General features: G+C 49.4%; 15 protein-coding genes. 3 read left to right on the plus strand and 12 right to left on the minus strand.

Going from position 1 to position 18,595, the window contains the following annotated elements; all coding sequences use genetic code 11:
- Window positions 1-30 precede the first annotated feature (30 nt).
- Genes AB1K83_RS10160 through AB1K83_RS10170 form a run of 3 tightly spaced genes read right to left on the minus strand, consistent with a single transcriptional unit; the run spans window position 31 to window position 3,214 of the window.
- The gene (locus tag AB1K83_RS10160; RefSeq protein WP_413058078.1) at window positions 31-1,251 is read right to left on the minus strand and encodes a Zn-dependent hydrolase; all 1,221 of its coding nucleotides are present in this window, start codon (window positions 1,249-1,251) and stop codon (window positions 31-33) included.
- Window positions 1,248-2,003, minus strand: a complete 756-nt coding sequence (locus tag AB1K83_RS10165) for an L-2-amino-thiazoline-4-carboxylic acid hydrolase (protein ID WP_413058079.1) — start codon at window positions 2,001-2,003, stop codon at window positions 1,248-1,250. The genes AB1K83_RS10160 and AB1K83_RS10165 overlap by 4 nt, the downstream gene beginning before the upstream one ends.
- A complete protein-coding gene (locus AB1K83_RS10170) occupies window positions 1,991-3,214 on the minus strand; it encodes a trans-sulfuration enzyme family protein (RefSeq protein ID WP_413058080.1) in 1,224 nt (407 codons plus the stop codon). Before AB1K83_RS10170 ends, AB1K83_RS10165 begins: the two co-directional genes overlap by 13 nt.
- Window positions 3,215-3,346: 132 nt before the next feature.
- Here AB1K83_RS10170 and AB1K83_RS10175 point away from each other — a divergent pair, with 132 nt between their 5' ends.
- Window positions 3,347-4,228: a LysR family transcriptional regulator gene (locus tag AB1K83_RS10175; RefSeq protein WP_413058081.1), complete on the plus strand. Its 882-nt coding sequence runs from the start codon at window positions 3,347-3,349 to the stop codon at window positions 4,226-4,228.
- Window positions 4,229-4,267: 39 nt separating this feature from the next.
- On the opposite strand, the gene AB1K83_RS10180 is transcribed toward AB1K83_RS10175, so the two are convergent.
- The 5 genes from AB1K83_RS10180 to AB1K83_RS10200 form a co-directional block, all read right to left on the minus strand.
- Entirely contained in the window at window positions 4,268-5,458 is a 1,191-nt protein-coding gene (locus AB1K83_RS10180; protein WP_413058082.1) for an acyl-CoA dehydrogenase family protein, read from the minus strand.
- Window positions 5,459-5,488: 30 nt separating this feature from the next.
- The gene (locus AB1K83_RS10185) at window positions 5,489-6,655 is read right to left on the minus strand and encodes a saccharopine dehydrogenase C-terminal domain-containing protein (RefSeq protein WP_413058083.1); all 1,167 of its coding nucleotides are present in this window, start codon (window positions 6,653-6,655) and stop codon (window positions 5,489-5,491) included.
- Between the two features lie 63 nt (window positions 6,656-6,718).
- A complete protein-coding gene (locus AB1K83_RS10190) occupies window positions 6,719-8,197 on the minus strand; it encodes an aldehyde dehydrogenase family protein (protein ID WP_413058084.1) in 1,479 nt (492 codons plus the stop codon).
- A gap of 130 nt (window positions 8,198-8,327) precedes the next feature.
- On the minus strand, window positions 8,328-10,196 hold the full coding sequence (locus AB1K83_RS10195) for an SEC-C metal-binding domain-containing protein (protein ID WP_413058085.1): 1,869 nt from the start codon (window positions 10,194-10,196) through the stop codon (window positions 8,328-8,330).
- Window positions 10,197-10,333: 137 nt separating this feature from the next.
- Window positions 10,334-11,881: a DHA2 family efflux MFS transporter permease subunit gene (locus tag AB1K83_RS10200; protein WP_413058086.1), complete on the minus strand. Its 1,548-nt coding sequence runs from the start codon at window positions 11,879-11,881 to the stop codon at window positions 10,334-10,336.
- A gap of 219 nt (window positions 11,882-12,100) precedes the next feature.
- Here AB1K83_RS10200 and AB1K83_RS10205 point away from each other — a divergent pair, with 219 nt between their 5' ends.
- The gene (locus AB1K83_RS10205; protein ID WP_413058087.1) at window positions 12,101-13,000 is read left to right on the plus strand and encodes a TetR/AcrR family transcriptional regulator; all 900 of its coding nucleotides are present in this window, start codon (window positions 12,101-12,103) and stop codon (window positions 12,998-13,000) included.
- A 71-nt stretch (window positions 13,001-13,071) separates the two neighbouring features.
- Entirely contained in the window at window positions 13,072-13,869 is a 798-nt protein-coding gene (locus tag AB1K83_RS10210) for a TIGR00266 family protein (protein WP_413058088.1), read from the plus strand.
- 321 nt (window positions 13,870-14,190) lie between these two features.
- Here AB1K83_RS10210 and AB1K83_RS10215 read toward each other — a convergent pair whose 3' ends face one another.
- The 4 genes from AB1K83_RS10215 to mdh all read right to left on the minus strand — a co-directional run bounded on the left by AB1K83_RS10215 (window position 14,191) and on the right by mdh (window position 18,578).
- Window positions 14,191-16,002: an SEC-C metal-binding domain-containing protein gene (locus AB1K83_RS10215; protein WP_413058089.1), complete on the minus strand. Its 1,812-nt coding sequence runs from the start codon at window positions 16,000-16,002 to the stop codon at window positions 14,191-14,193.
- Window positions 16,003-16,051: 49 nt separating this feature from the next.
- Complete coding sequence (locus AB1K83_RS10220) at window positions 16,052-16,462, minus strand: VOC family protein (protein WP_413058090.1); 411 nt, start codon at window positions 16,460-16,462, stop codon at window positions 16,052-16,054.
- Window positions 16,463-16,490: 28 nt separating this feature from the next.
- Complete coding sequence (locus AB1K83_RS10225; protein WP_413058091.1) at window positions 16,491-17,453, minus strand: 2-hydroxyacid dehydrogenase; 963 nt, start codon at window positions 17,451-17,453, stop codon at window positions 16,491-16,493.
- A gap of 183 nt (window positions 17,454-17,636) precedes the next feature.
- Entirely contained in the window at window positions 17,637-18,578 is a 942-nt protein-coding gene (gene mdh, locus AB1K83_RS10230) for a malate dehydrogenase (RefSeq protein WP_413058092.1), read from the minus strand.
- Window positions 18,579-18,595: the final 17 nt, after the last annotated feature.

Raw genomic sequence — 18,595 nt, forward strand, 5'->3', positions numbered from 1 at the left:
CTTCCTTATTAGGAAGCCCGCGCTCTTTTTTCACGTCAGTTCGCGGATTGTTTCAAACAGGATTTTTGTTCCAATAGCACAGTCCTCTTTCGAACTCCACTCAGCTGGATTATGACTGATGCCTTCTTTCGAACGAATGAAAATCATACCCATTGGCCATGCGTTGTAGAACTGCATACCATCATGCCCCGCCCCGCTTGGAAGGGTGAACGGTTCAATGCCCGTTTTACGGCACGCTTCTCGAATCACTTCTTGGATCGAATCCGAACAGGGAGCCGGTGTGACGCGCTGTAACGGTTCAATATACAGCTCCACTCTCCGCCTTCGGCATATTTGCTCTGCCTGGGCAATGATCTTATTCTCCACTACATTGCGGATTTCCTCATCGATGGTCCGGTGATCCAGTGTGAACTCGACTTCCCCCGGGATGACATTCACGCCACCCGGTTTGACGGATATCTGCCCGACCGTCGCAACTGTTGCTGGATACTTATTCGCTTCCTCTTCAATGAACTGCATGATTTCCGCCGCTGCCATCAATGGATCCTTCCGGCTGTCCATCGGGTTCGCACCAGCATGGCCTGCTTCACCGGTTAGAATCCACCTTGTCCAAAGTGGGCCCGCGATGCCTGAAACGACACCAGCAGGAAGTCCCTGCTTCTCCAAGACTCGCCCCTGTTCAATATGCAGCTCGACATATGCTTTGACAGTCGATGGCTCTTTACTCGCTTCTCCGATGTTTAGGGGATCCAACCCGACCCGTTTCATCGCCTCCCCGATGGTCACCCCATCAGAATCGACCTGCCCGAGCTGCTCCTCCCTTAACGTTCCCGCCATGGCACGGCTACCGATCATCCCGAATCCAAAACGGCTTCCTTCTTCATCGGTGAATGCGATGACTTCAATTGGATGATCATGCTGGATCCGTTGCTCATTCAGTGTTTGAACGACTTCAATGCCGGCAAGTACACCAAGGGCACCGTCAAACATGCCGCCATCCGGAACCGTATCGATATGGGAACCGATTAAGACGGCAGGCGCATTTGCCAGCCGCCCATCGCGCCGTCCGATCAGATTGCCGACCGCGTCTTCCCTGATACGCATACCCGCCTCTTCCATATAAGAAGCGACGAGCTGCTTCGCTTGCCGTTCTTCCTTTGTAAATGAAAACCGGGTCACCCCGCCGCTAGGCTGTTTGCCCAATTCCCCCAATGCCATCAGGCGATTCCAAAGCCGCTCTTCGTTAATCATTCGGATGTCCCGCTTTCACTTTGATCTCCGTCCTTCATTTGAAAACGGAAGTGGCAAGTCCCTTCCCGTAGAACATATTGATCATGCACCACTTCGAAATTCGGATTATAGCCTTTCGCAATCGAAGGGTCGATCATATGGCAGTATAGGATTCCGTAGTCTTCCATGCCATCTTTTTTCCACTGTTCCGCAAATGCACATTTCGTAAAGGACTGTTCAATTTCCGTTGGATGAAATGTTGTTTCATATTCAAATAGTTCACTACGGCCCATATCATAGTTGGACAGATAATTCTCCATCGTATTCGGTTTCCCGACAGCGGCAGCTCGACGGGCAATATCCCGGCCACGCTCTTCACCAAATGCCCCGACACTATCCATCATGACACGTTCCCCTTCTTCTTTGCCGAACGTTTCCACCATCGCTTTGGCTATATGGGCAAACAGTTTTGCCATGATGGCGAACATCGTATAAGGTTCGCGGCCCGCTTTTTCCAGTTGCGCATTATAGGCATCAAGCGTTTTCTCGATTTGCCCCGCGTCAAACACCTTATCGTATGAAAATAGAGCATCCTTCTGAAGCTGGCCTTCCACTTCAGATCGCTGTTCGGCCACCACTTGCTGCACTCCTGCCTGCACAGCCGCTTTTCCCTCTTCCCCGAAACGGTCCGTCGCAGTGGCAACGATATGATTCATCAATTTTGCGGTAATTGTATCCATTGTGACGGGTTCCAGATTTGTTATTTCATCCATGCGGTTTCACTCCGTTTTCTAGTAGTTTGTATAGATAATTGGTCAAAAGCTTGGAATAAGTCCCCTATGATATCTTCCACATCTTCAAGTCCTGCCGACAGACGGATGAGTCCATCTGTGATTCCACTTTCCCTCCGAACAGATTCCGGAAGAGCGAAATGCGTCATGGTCGCCGGGTGTTGGACAAGCGTTTCAGGGTCTCCCAGGCTGAATGAAATCATGATTAATTTCAAAGCATCCAGAAATGCCGTTGCTGCATCCAGACCGCCTTTTATTTCAAATGAAACAATTCCGCCCATCCCCCTCATCTGTTTTTGCGCAATTTCATACTGAGGATGGGAAGGCAGGCCTGGATAATAAACTCTTGCTACTTGCGGGTGATACTCTAGGAATTCTGCAATTGCATTAGCATTATAACAATGGCGTTCCATCCGAAGTCCAAGTGTTTTCATTCCTCTCAACAGCAAGGAGGCATCACCCGCACTCAGCACTTGTCCGAGGTCACCCATGATCTGCTGCCGCATGAAATCGATTCGCTCTTGATCCGCAACGATGACTCCTGCGATGACATCGCCGTGGCCATTCAAGTATTTTGTCGCACTATGGATCACGATATCAGCGCCGAGGTTCAGCGGCTTCTGGAGATAAGGCGACATGAATGTATTGTCGATGACTAAAGGGATTCGGTGCTGTCGGGTAATAGTTGCGATCCCTTCAATATCAAGCACGGTCAATAGTGGATTCGAAGGTGTTTCAATATACACCGCTTTCGTGTTTGCCTGGATGGCCGCCGCAAGGCTCTCCAAATTGGTACAATCCACAAAACTGAAGGTAATGCCGAATCTAGGGGCCAACGTTTTCAAAAAGTGATAGGTCCCGCCGTAGACATCTTTGGTTACGACGACATGATTCCCGTGTTGCAACAAGCTAAGCAATACTGTGGAAATCGCCGCCATTCCCGAACTGACACCAAGGGCCGCCTCACCATTTTCAAGTAGAGCCACTCTCTCTTCAAACGATTGTAACGTGGCATTGCCGTACCTACCATAGTAAATACCTTCCCGCTTTCCCGCTACTGTCTCCGCCGCCGCTTCATGACTTTCGAACGAATATGCGACTGCCGGAACAATCGGTTGGGCAACAGCCCCTATACTTCTATCTTTCAGGTGACCATGAATTAAAGTCGTATCAAATCCCAATTTCTCTTTCATCTAAAAGGTCTTCCTCCTTCAAGCAGACACTCCGCTACTCCTTTCATTATAAATTTCCACTTTTCCATAAATCAAATGAATGTTTATAATGGTATGTATGAATAAAATTCATGTATGAATGAGGTGCTGTAATTGTCTTTAATCAAGTATGAAATTTTTCGCACCGTAGCTGAAACCGGAAGCTTGTCCAAAGCGGCCGAATCGCTCAAACTGACCCAATCCGCAGTCAGTCATGCCATTGCAGGACTTGAGGAAGATTTCGGGTTTACGCTGTTCATTAGAAGCCGTTCCGGGACGAGTCTGACGTACAACGGTGAAAAAATGCTTGTCCATGTTCAGGAAATCTTAAAGAGCAACGAGCAATTATTGCAGGAAGCCGCGAAGATTAATGGGCTTGAAACCGGGATTGTCCGGGTCGGTACATTTCCAAGTGTTTCGATCCACTGGATTCCCCACATCATCAAACTGTTTCGGGAAGACTTTCCGCTGATCGAAATCAAATTATACGAAGGCAATTATGATGACATCACCAAGTGGATTACCGAAGGAAAAATTGACTTCGGCTTTTTATCCCTACCGGCCTCTAAATCATTCGATACAATTCCGATCAAACAAGATCCGCTCCTTTGTCTGGTATCCGCTGTCCACCCGCTTTATGAAAGTGAAACGGTTCACGTCGAACAGCTTCGGCACGAGAAGTTCATCATGCCCAAATCATCCATCGATAATGATGTTCGAAGGATTTTCAAAAAGTACCGGATCACCCCCTTGACCCAATACGAAATTGCAGAAGATCAAGCCATCATCTCAATGGTGCAGAACCATCTGGGCATCAGCATTCTTCCCGAGATGATCTTATATCATCTGCCCGAAACGGTCCGGGCGATTCCGCTGGAAGGAACCTATTATCGGTCCATCGGAATTGCCGCAACTTCTTTCACCTATATGTCACCAAGTGCCAAGAAATTGATTGCGTTTATTCAAAACTGGATCACTCCATCAGAAAACGGGTAGGCGAAACAGTCGCTCCACCTACCCCTTAATGCAACTCAATTATTCAAAAGGCCATGCAGGCAGCATGCGATTCAACTGCTTATCCTCTCGATACCCCAGAACATATTCCGCCTGCATGACCGTATGGATTTCCCGGGTCCCTTCGTAAATGACCGGCGCTTTCGAATTGCGCAGGAACCGGGCGACCGGGTAATCGTCCGAATAGCCATATGCGCCGTGGATCTGGAACGCGTCGTCCGCGGCTTTATTGGCAAAATCACAAGCTTGCCATTTGGCGAGGGACGTTTCCCTCGTATTGCGCAGCCCTTTGTTTTTCATTTCACCCGCCCGGTAGACTAGGAGGCGGCTCATCTGAAAACCCGCTTCCATATTGGCGATCATTTGCTGGACCAACTGGTGCTTGCCGATTGCTTTCCCGAACGTTTCGCGTGCACGGCAATATCTCACACTCTCTTCCAAGCAGGCCATGATGAGCCCTACTGCCCCAGCTGCGACGGTGAATCGTCCATTATCGAGCGCGGACATCGCAATTTTGAAGCCTTCTCCTTCTTCCCCGAGCCGATTGGCTGCAGGAACTCTCATATCTTCAAAGAATAGCTCGCCTGTATTCCCCGCACGGATTCCGTATTTCCCCTTGATCGCTTTCGAAGAAAAGCCCGGCGTGGTCCGCTCGACAATGAAGGCACTGATGCCATGATGCTTCTTTGATCTATCCGTATAAGCGAACACGAGGAGGTGATCCGCCACGTCACAGAGTGAAATCCACGTTTTTTGTCCGTTGAGCACGTAATGATCCCCGTCGCGGACCGCCACTGTCGACATCGCGGCGACATCGGAGCCGGCACCCGGTTCGGTCAGTCCGAATGCACCGATTTTCTCCCCCTTCGCTTGGGGGATCAAATACTTCTGTCTCTGTTCTTCATTTCCCCACTGCAGCAAGGTCAGACAGTTCAGCCCGATATGGACGGATACGGCCGTCCGGAAAGCTGTATCGCCCCGTTCCAATTCTTCACAAAGAATGGCGAGAGAATTATAGTCCATCCCGCTGCCTCCATATTTCTCAGGAATGCAGACCCCCATGAACCCAAGGTCTGCAAGCTGTTTCCAGATGGCTGGATCAAATCCCCCATCTGCATCCCATTTCCGGATATACGGAATGATTTCTTCATCGACAAAGTGGCGGGCCGTCTTTCGTAACATTATTTGTTCTTCCGTGAATCCAAAGTCCATTTCAATCGCTCCTTTAACTTCCGTAGATATTTATGGATTCTCTGATGGTAGCTCTATCGATTCTTGGATGACAACTCCCCGCTTTTTCATCTCTTCGATATACCGTTCTCCGGGAACAATTTGTTCCGGAGGAAACACGCCCCTATTTGCGATCACGCCTGCACCGATCATTTGCGCGACGACTGACACCGTATTGGCCGTCGCCCTGGCCATCGCCGTTTCGCCAACTGCTGTATCTTTTGTCGTGACGAGATTATAAGTATAGGTGACTCGGTTACCCTTTTTCATACCGCAGACCTTAACTCGAAGCAACACAGCGTCCAACTTCTCCCCTAATTGCAGTTGCTTACCCAAGTGTTCAAGCATGACATCCCGAACGTTCACTGGCTGCCCTTTGACGATCACTTCTTGACCGCGCGACAATAAGCCTAGGTCCACCAACAATTGGAACTTTTCGGCATGCCCTTTGTAGCGAATCGTCTTGTACTCGAGCGTTTTGACTCCCGGGAACGACCGGGGCAAAGTGGAGGTGCCACCCGATGTATGAAAAGCCTCCAATTCCGGGAACTCTTCGAATTCGATTGCTTCAATTTCGGATAAAGAAGGGATTTCAAAACGGTTGCCCTCCCGGATGACAAGGGAAGGTTCCGTATAATGATCGAACACCCCTTCCAGCGAAAAGACGATATTATATTGCAGCGGCGGCTCCGGCTCCAACGGAATCCCTCCGACATACAGTTTGATCGTGTCAACGGCATCCAGTTTTCCCGCGCCGTACCCTGTCAGAATATTAATCATCCCAGGGGCCACTCCCAAGTCCGGAATGAGCGTCACGCCTTTCTTCTTTGCCTCTCCGTCCAATCCGAGGACGGTATCCGTGACACCACCGATATGTCCTCCGAGGTCGACTGCATGCACCCCGACGTCAATTGCGGTGCGTGCCACTTTTTCATTAAACGCGTAAAAGAGCGCATTGATGACGACATCACCCAATGCCATGACGTTTCGCAACTGGAGGTCATTGCCGGCATCCAACAATAAAATATCCAGTTTGTCTGACATTAATTGCTCAGCGAACTGTTCCGCTTGTCGGACGTTGATATCCGCCAAATACACTTTTGTCACGGCGTCGCTCTTCACTAGATCCCGTACCGCTTCCTTCCCCATCAGACCCGCACCTAGTACAACCACTTTCACACGCTCATCCCCTTACTTCAATAAGATGTCGGAACCCGGCTTCTTTCAAGATTCATTGAGCGATTAGTCCGTATCAATCTGCGCACGCTGCAATTTCCCACTAAAGTCCACGTAGATGCTTTTCCATTCCGTGAATACGTCGAGCGCCGCCACGCCCGAATCCCGGTGGCCGTTCCCTGTCCCTTTCGTCCCTCCGAACGGTAGATGGATTTCCGCTCCCGTCGTTCCCGCGTTCACGTAGACGATTCCCGTATCCAAATCGCGTTGCGCCCGGAAAATGGTATTGATGTCTTGTGAAAAGATGGAGCTGGACAATCCATAGCGGACGCTATTATTCACTTCAATTGCTTCATCCAGATCCTCCACTTCGATCAGGGAGATGACAGGACCGAAAATTTCCTCCTGCGCCAACCGGCTATCCCATTTGACGTCGGTGAATAAAGTCGGCTCCATATAATGTCCCTTTGCCAAATTTCCTACAGTCGCCACTTTCCCTCCCGCCAACAACTTGGCACCCTCTTCTTGTCCAATCGCGATATAGCGGGTGATCTTCTCCAGCGCCTGCCGATTTATGACCGGACCGATTTTCACCGATTCATCCAATCCATCCCCTATCGTGAGTCCTTCCATAGAGGCCAAGAGCTTGTGCTCCAGATCCTCTTTCACATCCTTATGCACAATGACCCTGCTGCATGCCGTGCACCGTTGGCCCGCCGTGCCGAAAGCGCTCCATAATATCCCTTCAACGGCCAATTCCAAGTTGGCGTCGTCCATGACGATGACTGCATTTTTGCCGCCCATTTCAAGCGACACTTTTTTCAAGTGGTGCCCCCCCAACTCCGCCACACGGCGACCGGTCTCCGTCGAACCGGTGAAGGAGATGACCCTGACATCCGGATGTTCGATCATGGCCGTGCCGACTTCTGCACCTGTACCGAACACGATATTCGCCACTCCCGCGGGCAGTCCGGCTTCTTTGAAAATCAATGCCATTTCGTAAGCCATCATCGGAGTTTCAGTTGCCGGCTTCCAGACGAATGTGTTGCCTGCCACAAGGGCAGGAAACGACTTCCACGTGGCAATTGCGACAGGGAAATTCCATGGCGTGATCAAACCGACGACGCCAATCGGCGCCCGAACGCTCATCGCGAATTTGTTCTGAAGTTCGGATGGTACAGTTTCCCCGAACAATCGCCTGCCCTCACCGGCCATATAATAGGCCATGTCAATCCCTTCCTGCACTTCTCCGCGTGCCTCTTCAATCACTTTTCCCATCTCTTTTGTCAAGACTCGGGACAGATGCTCTTTCCTCTCTTTCATCAAATGGCCGATTTCATAAAGGTAATCCGCACGCTTTGGAGCAGGGACAAGCGCCCATTGCCGCTGCGCCGCCTTTGCTGCTGCCACTGCCGTATCCACATCCTCTTTAGTGGACAATCGTACCTGCGCCAGCTCTTCGCCGTTGGCCGGGTTGAGTACCGGCGCATAATCTGTTCCGCCCGCTTCCTGCCATGCTCCATCGATAAAGTTATTCAGTCTCATAGTAAAACCCCCTAATAAATATTTCCGAAAAATCTATTATCTTGTCCATTCGCTAGCTATTATGATATTCCTCTCTTTTTTTAAATATGAAAACCCCTGAACCGATATTCACCGGTTCAGGGGTGTCTGTTTATTTGATATCTACTCGATTTAATAATTTACTGATGTACCGCGCTTCCTCCACGCTGCCCGCTTCCATCATATACCGTCTCGGGAACGGCATGATGGGCTCTTCCAATGCGTTGCCGACGTACAGATTATGTTCATGGGCATTGGATAGCAGCAAAAGGGATTCCCGGTCTTCCGGGTCATCTTTCACGGTAGCGATCCATTCGAGGAACAAGTAAATGGCATCGTCCTCTTCCGGATATTCTTCCAGGAGCTCAAGCGCCCGTTCAGCTTCATCAGCATGGATATGGCTCGCTATCGCAACGTAGCGCGCCCCTTGATTATCATTCGGATTGAGGGCAAGCAGTTGACCGAGGACGCGTGCCGCCTCGGCAAATTTTTGCTCGTCGAACAACCAAGCGCCATATGAGAAAATTGCCCGCAAGTACGGTCGATTGGTCACAAGATTCCACGCAATATCAACATCGCCGTCGAACTGTTTTTCCCCTTCTGCGATGGCGGTCCGGTAATACTGTTCTTTCTTCTCTTCATCCTTTGCCATTTCCGCCTGCAACAGCAACACATCCACGTTTTGCGGATCCAATTCAGCCGCTTGCTTCGCCAGTTGATAGCGCTGGCTATCACTTTTCGCCTCATACGCTTCATAGGCGAGTGCCTGGGCTTGCTGCTTTGCCCCTTTTGGAATGAACTGCTCATTCATGACCCGATTCATATAGGCTTGTGTTTCTTCCATCGTTTCAAAGTCACTTTCGTTGATCCTGCAAAACATTTCCCAGTTGGGACGCTCTGTCATGGCAGGGTCTGTCCCGATTTCAGTAGCTAGTCGTGGTCGGTCTTTCTGTGCCTCTTTCATTGAATCCATTACATATTCGTGAATGTTGTCGGCATGCTTCGTCATGGAACTAACAGAGACGCCAAACAACTCGGCGATCCGGGATTTGCTATATTCCCCCGGTATGACCCCTATTTCAAATGCGACCTGGAACATGGCGGCCGACAATATCTCAGCCTTCCTGAAGTTCGGTTTCTGTAACACGAAATACGAGACCAAAATATTTTTCAGTATTTCTTGTACTTCTGGCAAACCGATTTCCGCTCCGGTCACTTCATCCAAGGCGTTTATCGCATCGCGTTGAAGAGGAGGAAGGTTTTCTATGACTGCATCAATGGTGGCAGTTTCCTTATCCAGCAAAATTTCATAGACATCGACCATATGCTCCTTATAAAATTCGGAACTCGTCTCAAAACCACTCTCTTCCGCCAACGATATGATCTCTTTCCGGACCAGTTCCATCGGATCATTGATGAACGTGAGAGAGGATATGACATAGATCCCGTTTTCAATTTTACGATTGTCCGGAAGTACCGGCCCGAAAACAAGAAGATCCTCTTGAGAAAGTTCGTTAAACGGCATATCCATTTCCTTGTCAATGAAGTGCATATCGTTGCCGAGTATTTCTTCTACTACGAAAAAACCCTCTTGTTCCCCGATCACTTTCCCGAACAAGACGAACGGATTTTTCCATACATCTAAAATGGATCGGACCGCCTCCCGAATCGGACTGTTCGATGTTCGGACCAAATGGCGCTTCCATATATCAGGCCGTGCGATGAATAAAAAATACTCGCTGATCGCTTCTTCAATTTCTTCCCTTCTCCAAAGGCTCTCCAATCGGTTCAACCACTGTCTCCGATACCGCTCAAATTCCGCAATGTCCGAATGGGATGGGGGTTGTTCGAATACACTCGAAACAATCCGGGACAATTCCTCATCGACAAGCGTCTCGACCGGATCTGATTTTTTAAGCGCACAACACTTTTTGTATTTTTTCCCACTCCCGCATGGACATGGGTCATTTCGTCCTACCATTCAACTCACATCCCTTATCAATTTACACACGGCATTTCTGATGGCTTCTCCTTTCCTATTCTAGATGGTTCCGTTTTTCCCTTCAATACAAACAAACTCCATATTGGCTATTATGCCCGTACGGAGTTTGTTGTCATTCATTCAACTATCGGTTTGGTGCTCTTTTCACTACCGGGTTGGTCCTCGGCTTTCAGCTGATATTCATAGGTCGGTGGCAAGACCCGTTTGACGAATAGCGTCAAGACGAGAGCTACAATGGCCACGATTGTGGAAATAAAGAACGAAAAATTAATCCCTTCCAACATCGCTTGCGCTCCTAAGGTCTGTTCCAATTGTTTCAACCCTTCCGCAGAGGTTGGGACATTCCCTGATGTTTGCGCCTCCGCGAATAGTCGGGCTCCTTCACTTTCCATCCGTTTTGTCATAATGGTCAAGAGCACGGCGGATCCAATTGCTCCGGACACTTGTTGCAATGTATTGTTCATAGCCGTACCATGCGGATTCGATTTCATCGGCAATTGATTCAACCCATTGGTCATAATCGGCATCATGACCAATGAAATGCCGAACATCCGCAACGTATAGATGAACATCAAATAATAATACCCGGTGTCCATCCCGAGCCGGCTTAAATCGAATGTGGAAATGGCAGTGATCGCAAGGCCAATGACCGCGAGAATCCGGGCGCCGAATTTATCAAATAGTCGCCCCGTAATCGGCGACATCAAACCCATAACGACAGCACCCGGAAGCATGAGCAAGCCGGAGTGCAAAGGCGAAATACCCCGGATCGTTTGGACATAGAGCGGCGTTAAAATCATCCCCGAAAACATAGCGATCGATAGGACGATTGAAATGGCGGATGACAAGGCAAACATCGGATGTTGATAGATCTTGAAATCCAGCATCGGTTCCGTCATGCGAAGCTGTCTGACAATGAAGGCAATCAAGGCAAGCGTGCCGATAATGATTGTTCCATAAACAATAGGCGCACCCCATCCTTTATCCCCGGCAGAACTAAATCCGTATAACAAGCCCCCGAACCCGATGCTCGATAAGATTAAAGAAAAAGCGTCAAGGGTAATATCACGGTTCGGCGTAATATTACGCAATTTAAAGAAGGCGTATAGGAGTGTCAGAATCGAGAACGGCAAGACTACGACGAACAGCATACGCCATGAATAGTGCTCGACAAGCCAGCCGGACAAGGTCGGACCAATGGCAGGCGCGGTAAACATGACAAGGCCGAACAATCCCATCGCTGTCCCCCGTCGTTCAATCGGAAATGCAGTCAGCATGACATTCATTAACAGCGGCATCATCATCGCAGATCCTGTCGCTTGAATCATCCGAGCTGCGATGAGCATCCCGAACACCGGCGCGACGATTGCCATGAGGGTACCGATTGAAAATAATGTCATCGCAGTCAAAAACAGCTTCCGATTCGTAAACTTTTGGACAAAGAAGGCGCTAGCCGGGATCAGGATTCCATTCACTAGCATATAACCTGTCGTCAACCATTGGACGACCGAAGGCTTCACGGCAAATTCCGTCATAATGGTCGGTAAGGCAATGTTTAATAATGTATTATTCAGCAAAGCGACAAAAGCCCCGATGAATAAAATCGCAATCATCCCGTACGGCGGGTTCTCATGCAGCTTTTTAATATCTATAGTTGATTCCATATATAACCTCCAGCATAAACATGGTGTATAAAAAATGCACCTTTAGTACAATCCATTAAACAGTTTATACTCAAAGTCCAAATTAATCAATTACTATATTACATATTTAATAAAATGTTATCGTTTCATTGATATCTCAACGTTTATAGTTTAAAATTCAAATTAGACTATCGGTTCAAACAATAATCCGAAAGACAATTTGATAATAAGGTGATATGAATGAACGAGCGCAAGCGCCAAGTTCTAATGACAGCACAACGGCTTTTTGTGGAAAAAGGGTTTCAAACCACTTCCATTCAAGATATCCTGGATGCAGCAAAGATATCCAAAGGGACTTTTTACAATTACTTCGCTTCCAAAAATGAATGCCTCATGGCGATACTGGAACAAGCACATATCGAATCGACGATCAGAAGAAGAGAATTATTGGTGGGACATGACATCACCGACAAAACCATATTGGCTAAACAGATTTCTGTCCGGTTGGTCGTCAATCGGGAGCAACATCTTATGCCCCTTTATGAAGCAGTCTTATATTCCGGAGATGAGGACCTCCGCGCCTTCATCCGCAAACGTCATCTAACGGAACTGCGTTGGCTGGCAGATCGGCTGGTGGACGTCTACGGCAAGGAAGCCACCCCCTACGCAAACGATGGTGCCGTCATTTTGATCGGCATAATCCAGCATTATCATCATTTTTGTAATGGGTGCAAACAGGACTTTGACGCAGACAAAACCATATCTTTCTGCATCCGGCGGTTGGATTCCATTATGCAAGGGATGATGGAGGCGGATGATCACTTCATCGAAGGTGAAATATGGAGGGGTTTGGAACAACCAGTTGATGATAAATCTGCGATTCAACAGCGCCTGATCGAACAATTCTCGGGCTTCCTCCGACATTTGACGGACGAATCCAGGCAACATGAAATCCAATATACCCAATTCCTGTTGGAGGAAATGAAAGCGGACCATCCACGGCTGTTCATTCTGGAAACCGTGGCACGCTCCTTCCGGGAAACCTTCAACGGCACTGCGCACGAATCGGAAGCGCATGAACTGATTTCGCATTTGTGGAAGTATATAGACTTACTCAAAAAAGATTCTCAGTCTTCGTAATTTCATGAAGCTTTTTCACTTCCTACACGTATACTAAGTAGTTGAAAAATAAAGGTATTAGGAGGAAGCTCATGAATAATCACGAAATCGATTACAAACTTTACGGAGATGACATGCAGTTTGTAGAGGTCGAACTGGACCCCCACGAAACGGTTGTGGCGGAAGCCGGAGCGCTTATGATGATGGAAGACGGCATCGAAATGGAAACGATCTTCGGTGACGGCTCCTCAGGCGGCGGCAGCGGGCTGATGGGGAAACTGATGGGTGCCGGGAAAAGGCTGTTGACAGGGGAAAGCCTGTTCATGACAACCTTCACGAATATGGGAACAGGCAAGAAGCACGTCTCTTTCGCCTCCCCTTATCCCGGGAAAATCATTCCCCTTGATCTGAGCCAATATAATGGTAAAATCATTTGCCAAAAGGATGCGTTTTTGGCAGCTGCAAAAGGCGTATCTGTAGGAATCGAGTTCCAGCGCAAATTGGGAGCCGGCTTTTTCGGTGGGGAAGGGTTCATCATGCAGAAGCTGGAAGGCGATGGTATGACGTTCGTCCATGCAGGCGGCACAATTATTGAGAAAAAGCTGGGGCCCGGCGAGACGTTGCGGGTCGATACCGGCTGTCTCGTCGCCATGACTCAAGAAGTCGATTACAATATTGAAATGGTAAAAGGCGTGAAAACCGCGTTATTCGGCGGAGAAGGTCTGTTTTTTGCCACATTGCGCGGACCTGGCACTGTCTGGATCCAATCCTTGCCGTTCTCCAGACTCGCAAGCCGCGTCTTCGCAGCAGCGCCACAAACTCCAGGCGGCGGTTCTCGTGATGAAGGCAGCGTCGCAGGCGGGATATTCAATCTGTTAGGCGGGAAATAAGAAGTGGGGCTGTCCGATGAATCGGGCAGCCCGTTTTTATTTGGGGAGGTGGGCGGCGTTATGAGCGGTTGGCGGGAAATATGAGCGGTTCTCCAAGGTTATAATCGCTCACGGCTAGTTATGAGCGTAAATCCAGGCTTATGAGCGCCGTCCTGGAAATATAAGCCCCAAACGATTTTTATGAGCGCTTGAGGAAAGTTATGAGCGCGTCCCCCCAATTGAATGAACTGCGGTTATCCGTCAATTTCGGGAAGATATCCGTCACTTCCGGCAAGATATCTGTCACTTCCACAAACTTATTCCCGAAACAGGCCCTTCCTCCTACCCAGCCCCGTTGAGCAGCAGCCAAATATACCGCGCTTCCTCCTCGCTGCCCTGGGTGATCTTCAAATATCTCGGATAGGGAATGGTCTTTGCTTTGAACAACATCAAGTGCATCACATGGCTATTCGCCTGTTTCGCCAATTCCAGCATTTCCTCTGCGGATTCGGATTTTCCCTCAGATGCTTCACATTCCAACTTCCAGTCGAGATATAAATATGTCGCGTCGTTCGCGGAACCCCTCTCGTACCGCACCATGATTTCCGCCGCTTCCCTGAAACGTCCTGCATGGATCAAAGAAGCGACTGCCTCGTATCGGGCGCCTTGATTATCCGTCCGGTTCATCTTCAGCAAGTCCAAGAATACTGAAGCGGCTTCATCATATTCTTGCTGCCTGAATAAATGCACACCAAACGCGAAAGCCGCCCGCATGAACGGCCGGTTCGGGATATTCATCCACGGATTTTCACCAGGTTCGAACACTCGGGAAGCTTCCCGGATCGCCTTTTCATAGAAGCGCGCCGCCTGTCCGGGATCCGTTTCCTTTTCGGCTTGCAAAAGAAGGACATCCGGGCAGGATGGTCCAATTGCCGCTGCGCTTTCCGCCAAGCGAGTCCGCTGTTCTTCCGACTCGGCCGCATACGCTTCATACGCCAGTAATTGGGCGCGGCTCCCATCGACTCCCGGCTTGCGGCCCTGCTTCACGACGCCGCCCGTCGTCATCGCAGTTTCCCATAACCCCTTCTCAGTCGGGCGGGGAGCCGTACCGATTTCATATTCCCGGATAGCTGCGGGCTCCTCCCCACTTCCGAGCATTTCGGAATAAAGTTCAGTGAGCTCCTCGAAATACCGGGAAGCTTGTACATTCTCTTCACTCTGTACGGTTTCATCTTCCATTCCTTCAAGCATACCGATATTAACGCCAAGCTTCCAAATAGCCGTCAGGAAATCCCCTTCCAGGACAACCTCCTGCGGTTCATTCAGAAAATAGACGACTGCCAGCTTATGTAACATTTCTTTCGTCTCCGACGGCTGCGCCGAGTCACGGAGTATGGTATCCAGGGAGGTGAGGGTCCGAAGTTGGGAAGGCAGCAGCACTTCCTCGACCATTTCATTCAACGTCGTAACACTACGTTTAATGAATAATTCGTAAATGTCGAGTGCATGGTCGGCGATGAATTGGTCATGCGGCTTCTCCTGTTCTTGCGCTCTTAAATCCACCAAGGAAGTTTTCGTCTGTTTGCTCCATCTCGCAAGAAAAATCATGGAAGACACCGGAGCAACAGCATCTGGACCTTGTCGAGGATCGCGCAGGACAATGCCGAAAACGAGCGTCCCCTCATCAATCGGCATTCCTTCATTCCTCCGCAATTCATAGATCCGGTCCCCGAATAAATCAGCCACTTGAATGGAGGTATTGGACGAACCGATTATTTCACCCAGGAGCATATGCGGGTTTTCCCATTCCTGCAGAACCGACAATACGGATTCCCGCTCCACTTCCCGTAACTGACGAGTCCAATAGTTCCTCCAAACATTCGGATTGTGGATAAATAAATAATACTCACTGGAAGCTTCTTCGATATCATCCCGGTTCCAACTGTTGGACAGCCGTTCATTCCACTCCCGCATCAAGCGCTGCATGCGCTGGCGATCAGAGGGCTCCCGCGGATAATCCTTGAAAAACCCGGAAAGAATTCGATCCAACTCTTCATTCACTACCAATTCGACTAAATTCATCCCTTGTGAACCGCAACATTTCTTGTACTTTTTCCCGCTGCCGCACAGGCACGGGTCGTTTCGTCCCATCATTTCATCCCCTCCTAAAAAATCCATTCCGTCACGAATGGATTTTTGTTTATCACTCTTTCTCTGCACTTAAATCCCAAACAAAGCCGTATTTGTCGCGCACCTTTGCATATTTGGCTCCCCAAAACGTCTCTTGCAGTTCCATCAGCATGGTCCCTTCCGCAAGCAGGCCATCGTACAATCTTTGAATTTCCTCGTCATCCTCACATTGCACGGTCAATGACAATCCATGCTGCATATCTTGCGTCCGTTCCTCGGTCGAATCTGCGAGCATCAGCTGAAAATCCCCTTTTTGCAGATGGCAATGAATGACCAGGTCTGCAGCCTCGGGCGGGGAAGGAAAATCGGCATCGCCGTAACGCTGGATACCTAGAATGGTCAGTCCGAATAAATCCGCGTAAAATCCCGCCGCTTCCCGGGCCTCTCCGTGGAACGTCAAATAAGGAATAATACACCCTTTCATATAAGCCCCTCTTTTCTCTACGACTTTATTAAACTACTCGATTTTGCGGTTCACGGCCTTCAAATACATCAAGGATGGCCTGTACGTTCAAATTCATCATGGCCAACCGTGTTTTAACAGAGGCGCTTCCGATATGGGGCAATGCCGTGACATTCGGGAGCGATAACAGTGGGTGATCCACTGGAACCGGCTCGGTCTCGAAGACGTCCAATCCGGCCGCCCAGATCGTCCCGTTTTTCAGCGCTTCGTAAAGGGCCGTTTCATCGACAATCCCCCCGCGGGATGAATTGATGAAAACAGCGGTCTTCTTCATGAGCGCCAACTCCCTTGCTCCGATCAAACCCGCTGTTTCGGGCGTGAAGGGAGCCAAGGTAATAACAAAGTCAGCCTCTTGTAATAGTTTATCCAGTTCGGCGTATTCAAAACCAAACTGGACTTCCGCTTCCTTTTTCCGGCTCCGATTATGATATAGAACCCGCATATCGAACCCTCTGGCCCGACGCGCAACCGCTTCGCCGATCCGGCCCATGCCGATGATGCCAAGCGTCGCACCGCCGACATCCATTCCCGTATACCCCATCGGTGTCCACGATGTCCATTTCCCTTCGCGAAGATCCTGTTCCGCCTCCCCTAATCGGCGGGCCGTCGCAAGCAACAGGGCAAATGTCAGATCCGCCGTCGTTTCGGTTAAGACCCCTGGTGTATTGGTGACGACGATGTCCCGCTCTTTCGCTGCCACCGTATCGATATTATTATAGCCAACCGCCATATTGGCGACGATTTTCAATTTCGGAGCAGCCGTCAAGAGGTCACGGTCCACAGCATCGGTGACGACCGTCCATAAAGCATCCGCGTCTGCCACTTCCTCAAGCAGTACAGAACGTGGAACGGCCTCACTTTCAGATTCCCACATCCGCACCTCAAACTGATCCCGAAGTGGCGCCACGGCCTCCTCTGGTAATTTCCTTGTTATGTATACGATAGGTTTCATGTAAACTCATCTCCTCAATCAATACTGTTGGCGTTGGGTAAACCCGCCTGTTCGTTGTACAACCGTATAACTTAGTTGCATATGCTGTGTTTTATTAAAAAAACGGTCATAAAAAAGAGAGCCTTCTAAGTCAATCCTAACTTAGAGACTCTCTTCTTTCACTTTTTTTGCACTATTTCGATATCAATTTTTGCAGATTTCGAGAACGTTCCGTACAGATTCCACCGACTGGGCAAAGGCTGATTTTTCTTCTTCCGTTAACGGCAGCTCGATAATGCTTTCAAGCCCATTTCCGCCAAGTACTGTCGGAACGCCTACATACAAATCCGAATAGCCGTATTCGCCCTCCAGGTAAGCAATGGCAGGTAGGATTCTCTTTTTATCCAGGATAATCGCTTCCGCCATTTCCACGAGCGACGCGGCCGGCGCATAATAGGCACTACCGTTCCCTAATAAAGAGACGATTTCGCCCCCGCCTTTCCGGGTCCGTTCCACAATCGCATCCAAGCGATCTTTCGGTATGATTTTCTCCAGCGGAATCCCGCCCGCGTAGGAATACCGGACGAGGGGCACCATATCGTCGCCGTGTCCGCCCAACACAAAACCGGAGATATCTTCTACCGAAATGTTCAGCTCTTCTGCTACAAATGTATTGAAACGCGCCGTATCCAACACACCTGATTGCCCGATCACGCGATGTTTCGGGAATCCGGTCGTTTTATAGCAGACATAGGTCATCGCATCGACCGGATTACTCAGAATCAAGACAATGCTATTAGGAGCATAACGTCGTACTTGCTCGGAAACGGAACGCATGATTTTCGCATTCGTATTGACCAAGTCGTCCCGGCTCATGCCCGGCTTTCTCGCGATGCCCGCCGTGATGATCACCATATCGGCATCTTGGATCTGCCCATAGTCGGACGTACCTGTAATCTTCGAATTGAATCGTTGGACTGCACCCGCTTGAAGCATATCGAGCGCCTTCCCTTTGACCGGACCTTCCTGGTCAGGAATATCGACAAGTACGACATCCCCTAATTCTTTTTGAGCGATCAGCAGCGCAACCGTGGCACCGGTGTACCCCGCGCCGATCACCGCTATTTTAGGTCTTCGAAAAGCCAATGAGGTTCACCCTTTCT

Source organism: Sporosarcina sp. 179-K 3D1 HS, assembly GCF_047228905.1.
Lineage (GTDB): Bacteria > Bacillota > Bacilli > Bacillales_A > Planococcaceae > Sporosarcina.

Coding starts and splice junctions, on each gene's coding strand:
- AB1K83_RS10160 (WP_413058078.1), bottom strand. CDS start 1,251: ATGATTAACGAAGAGCGGCTTTGGAATCGCCTGATGGCATTGGGGGAA.
- AB1K83_RS10165 (WP_413058079.1), bottom strand. CDS start 2,003: ATGGATGAAATAACAAATCTGGAACCCGTCACAATGGATACAATTACC.
- AB1K83_RS10170 (WP_413058080.1), bottom strand. CDS start 3,214: ATGAAAGAGAAATTGGGATTTGATACGACTTTAATTCATGGTCACCTG.
- AB1K83_RS10180 (WP_413058082.1), bottom strand. CDS start 5,458: ATGGACTTTGGATTCACGGAAGAACAAATAATGTTACGAAAGACGGCC.
- AB1K83_RS10190 (WP_413058084.1), bottom strand. CDS start 8,197: ATGAGACTGAATAACTTTATCGATGGAGCATGGCAGGAAGCGGGCGGA.
- AB1K83_RS10195 (WP_413058085.1), bottom strand. CDS start 10,196: ATGGTAGGACGAAATGACCCATGTCCATGCGGGAGTGGGAAAAAATAC.
- AB1K83_RS10200 (WP_413058086.1), bottom strand. CDS start 11,881: ATGGAATCAACTATAGATATTAAAAAGCTGCATGAGAACCCGCCGTAC.
- AB1K83_RS10205 (WP_413058087.1), top strand. CDS start 12,101: ATGAACGAGCGCAAGCGCCAAGTTCTAATGACAGCACAACGGCTTTTT.
- AB1K83_RS10210 (WP_413058088.1), top strand. CDS start 13,072: ATGAATAATCACGAAATCGATTACAAACTTTACGGAGATGACATGCAG.
- AB1K83_RS10215 (WP_413058089.1), bottom strand. CDS start 16,002: ATGATGGGACGAAACGACCCGTGCCTGTGCGGCAGCGGGAAAAAGTAC.
- AB1K83_RS10220 (WP_413058090.1), bottom strand. CDS start 16,462: ATGAAAGGGTGTATTATTCCTTATTTGACGTTCCACGGAGAGGCCCGG.
- AB1K83_RS10225 (WP_413058091.1), bottom strand. CDS start 17,453: ATGAAACCTATCGTATACATAACAAGGAAATTACCAGAGGAGGCCGTG.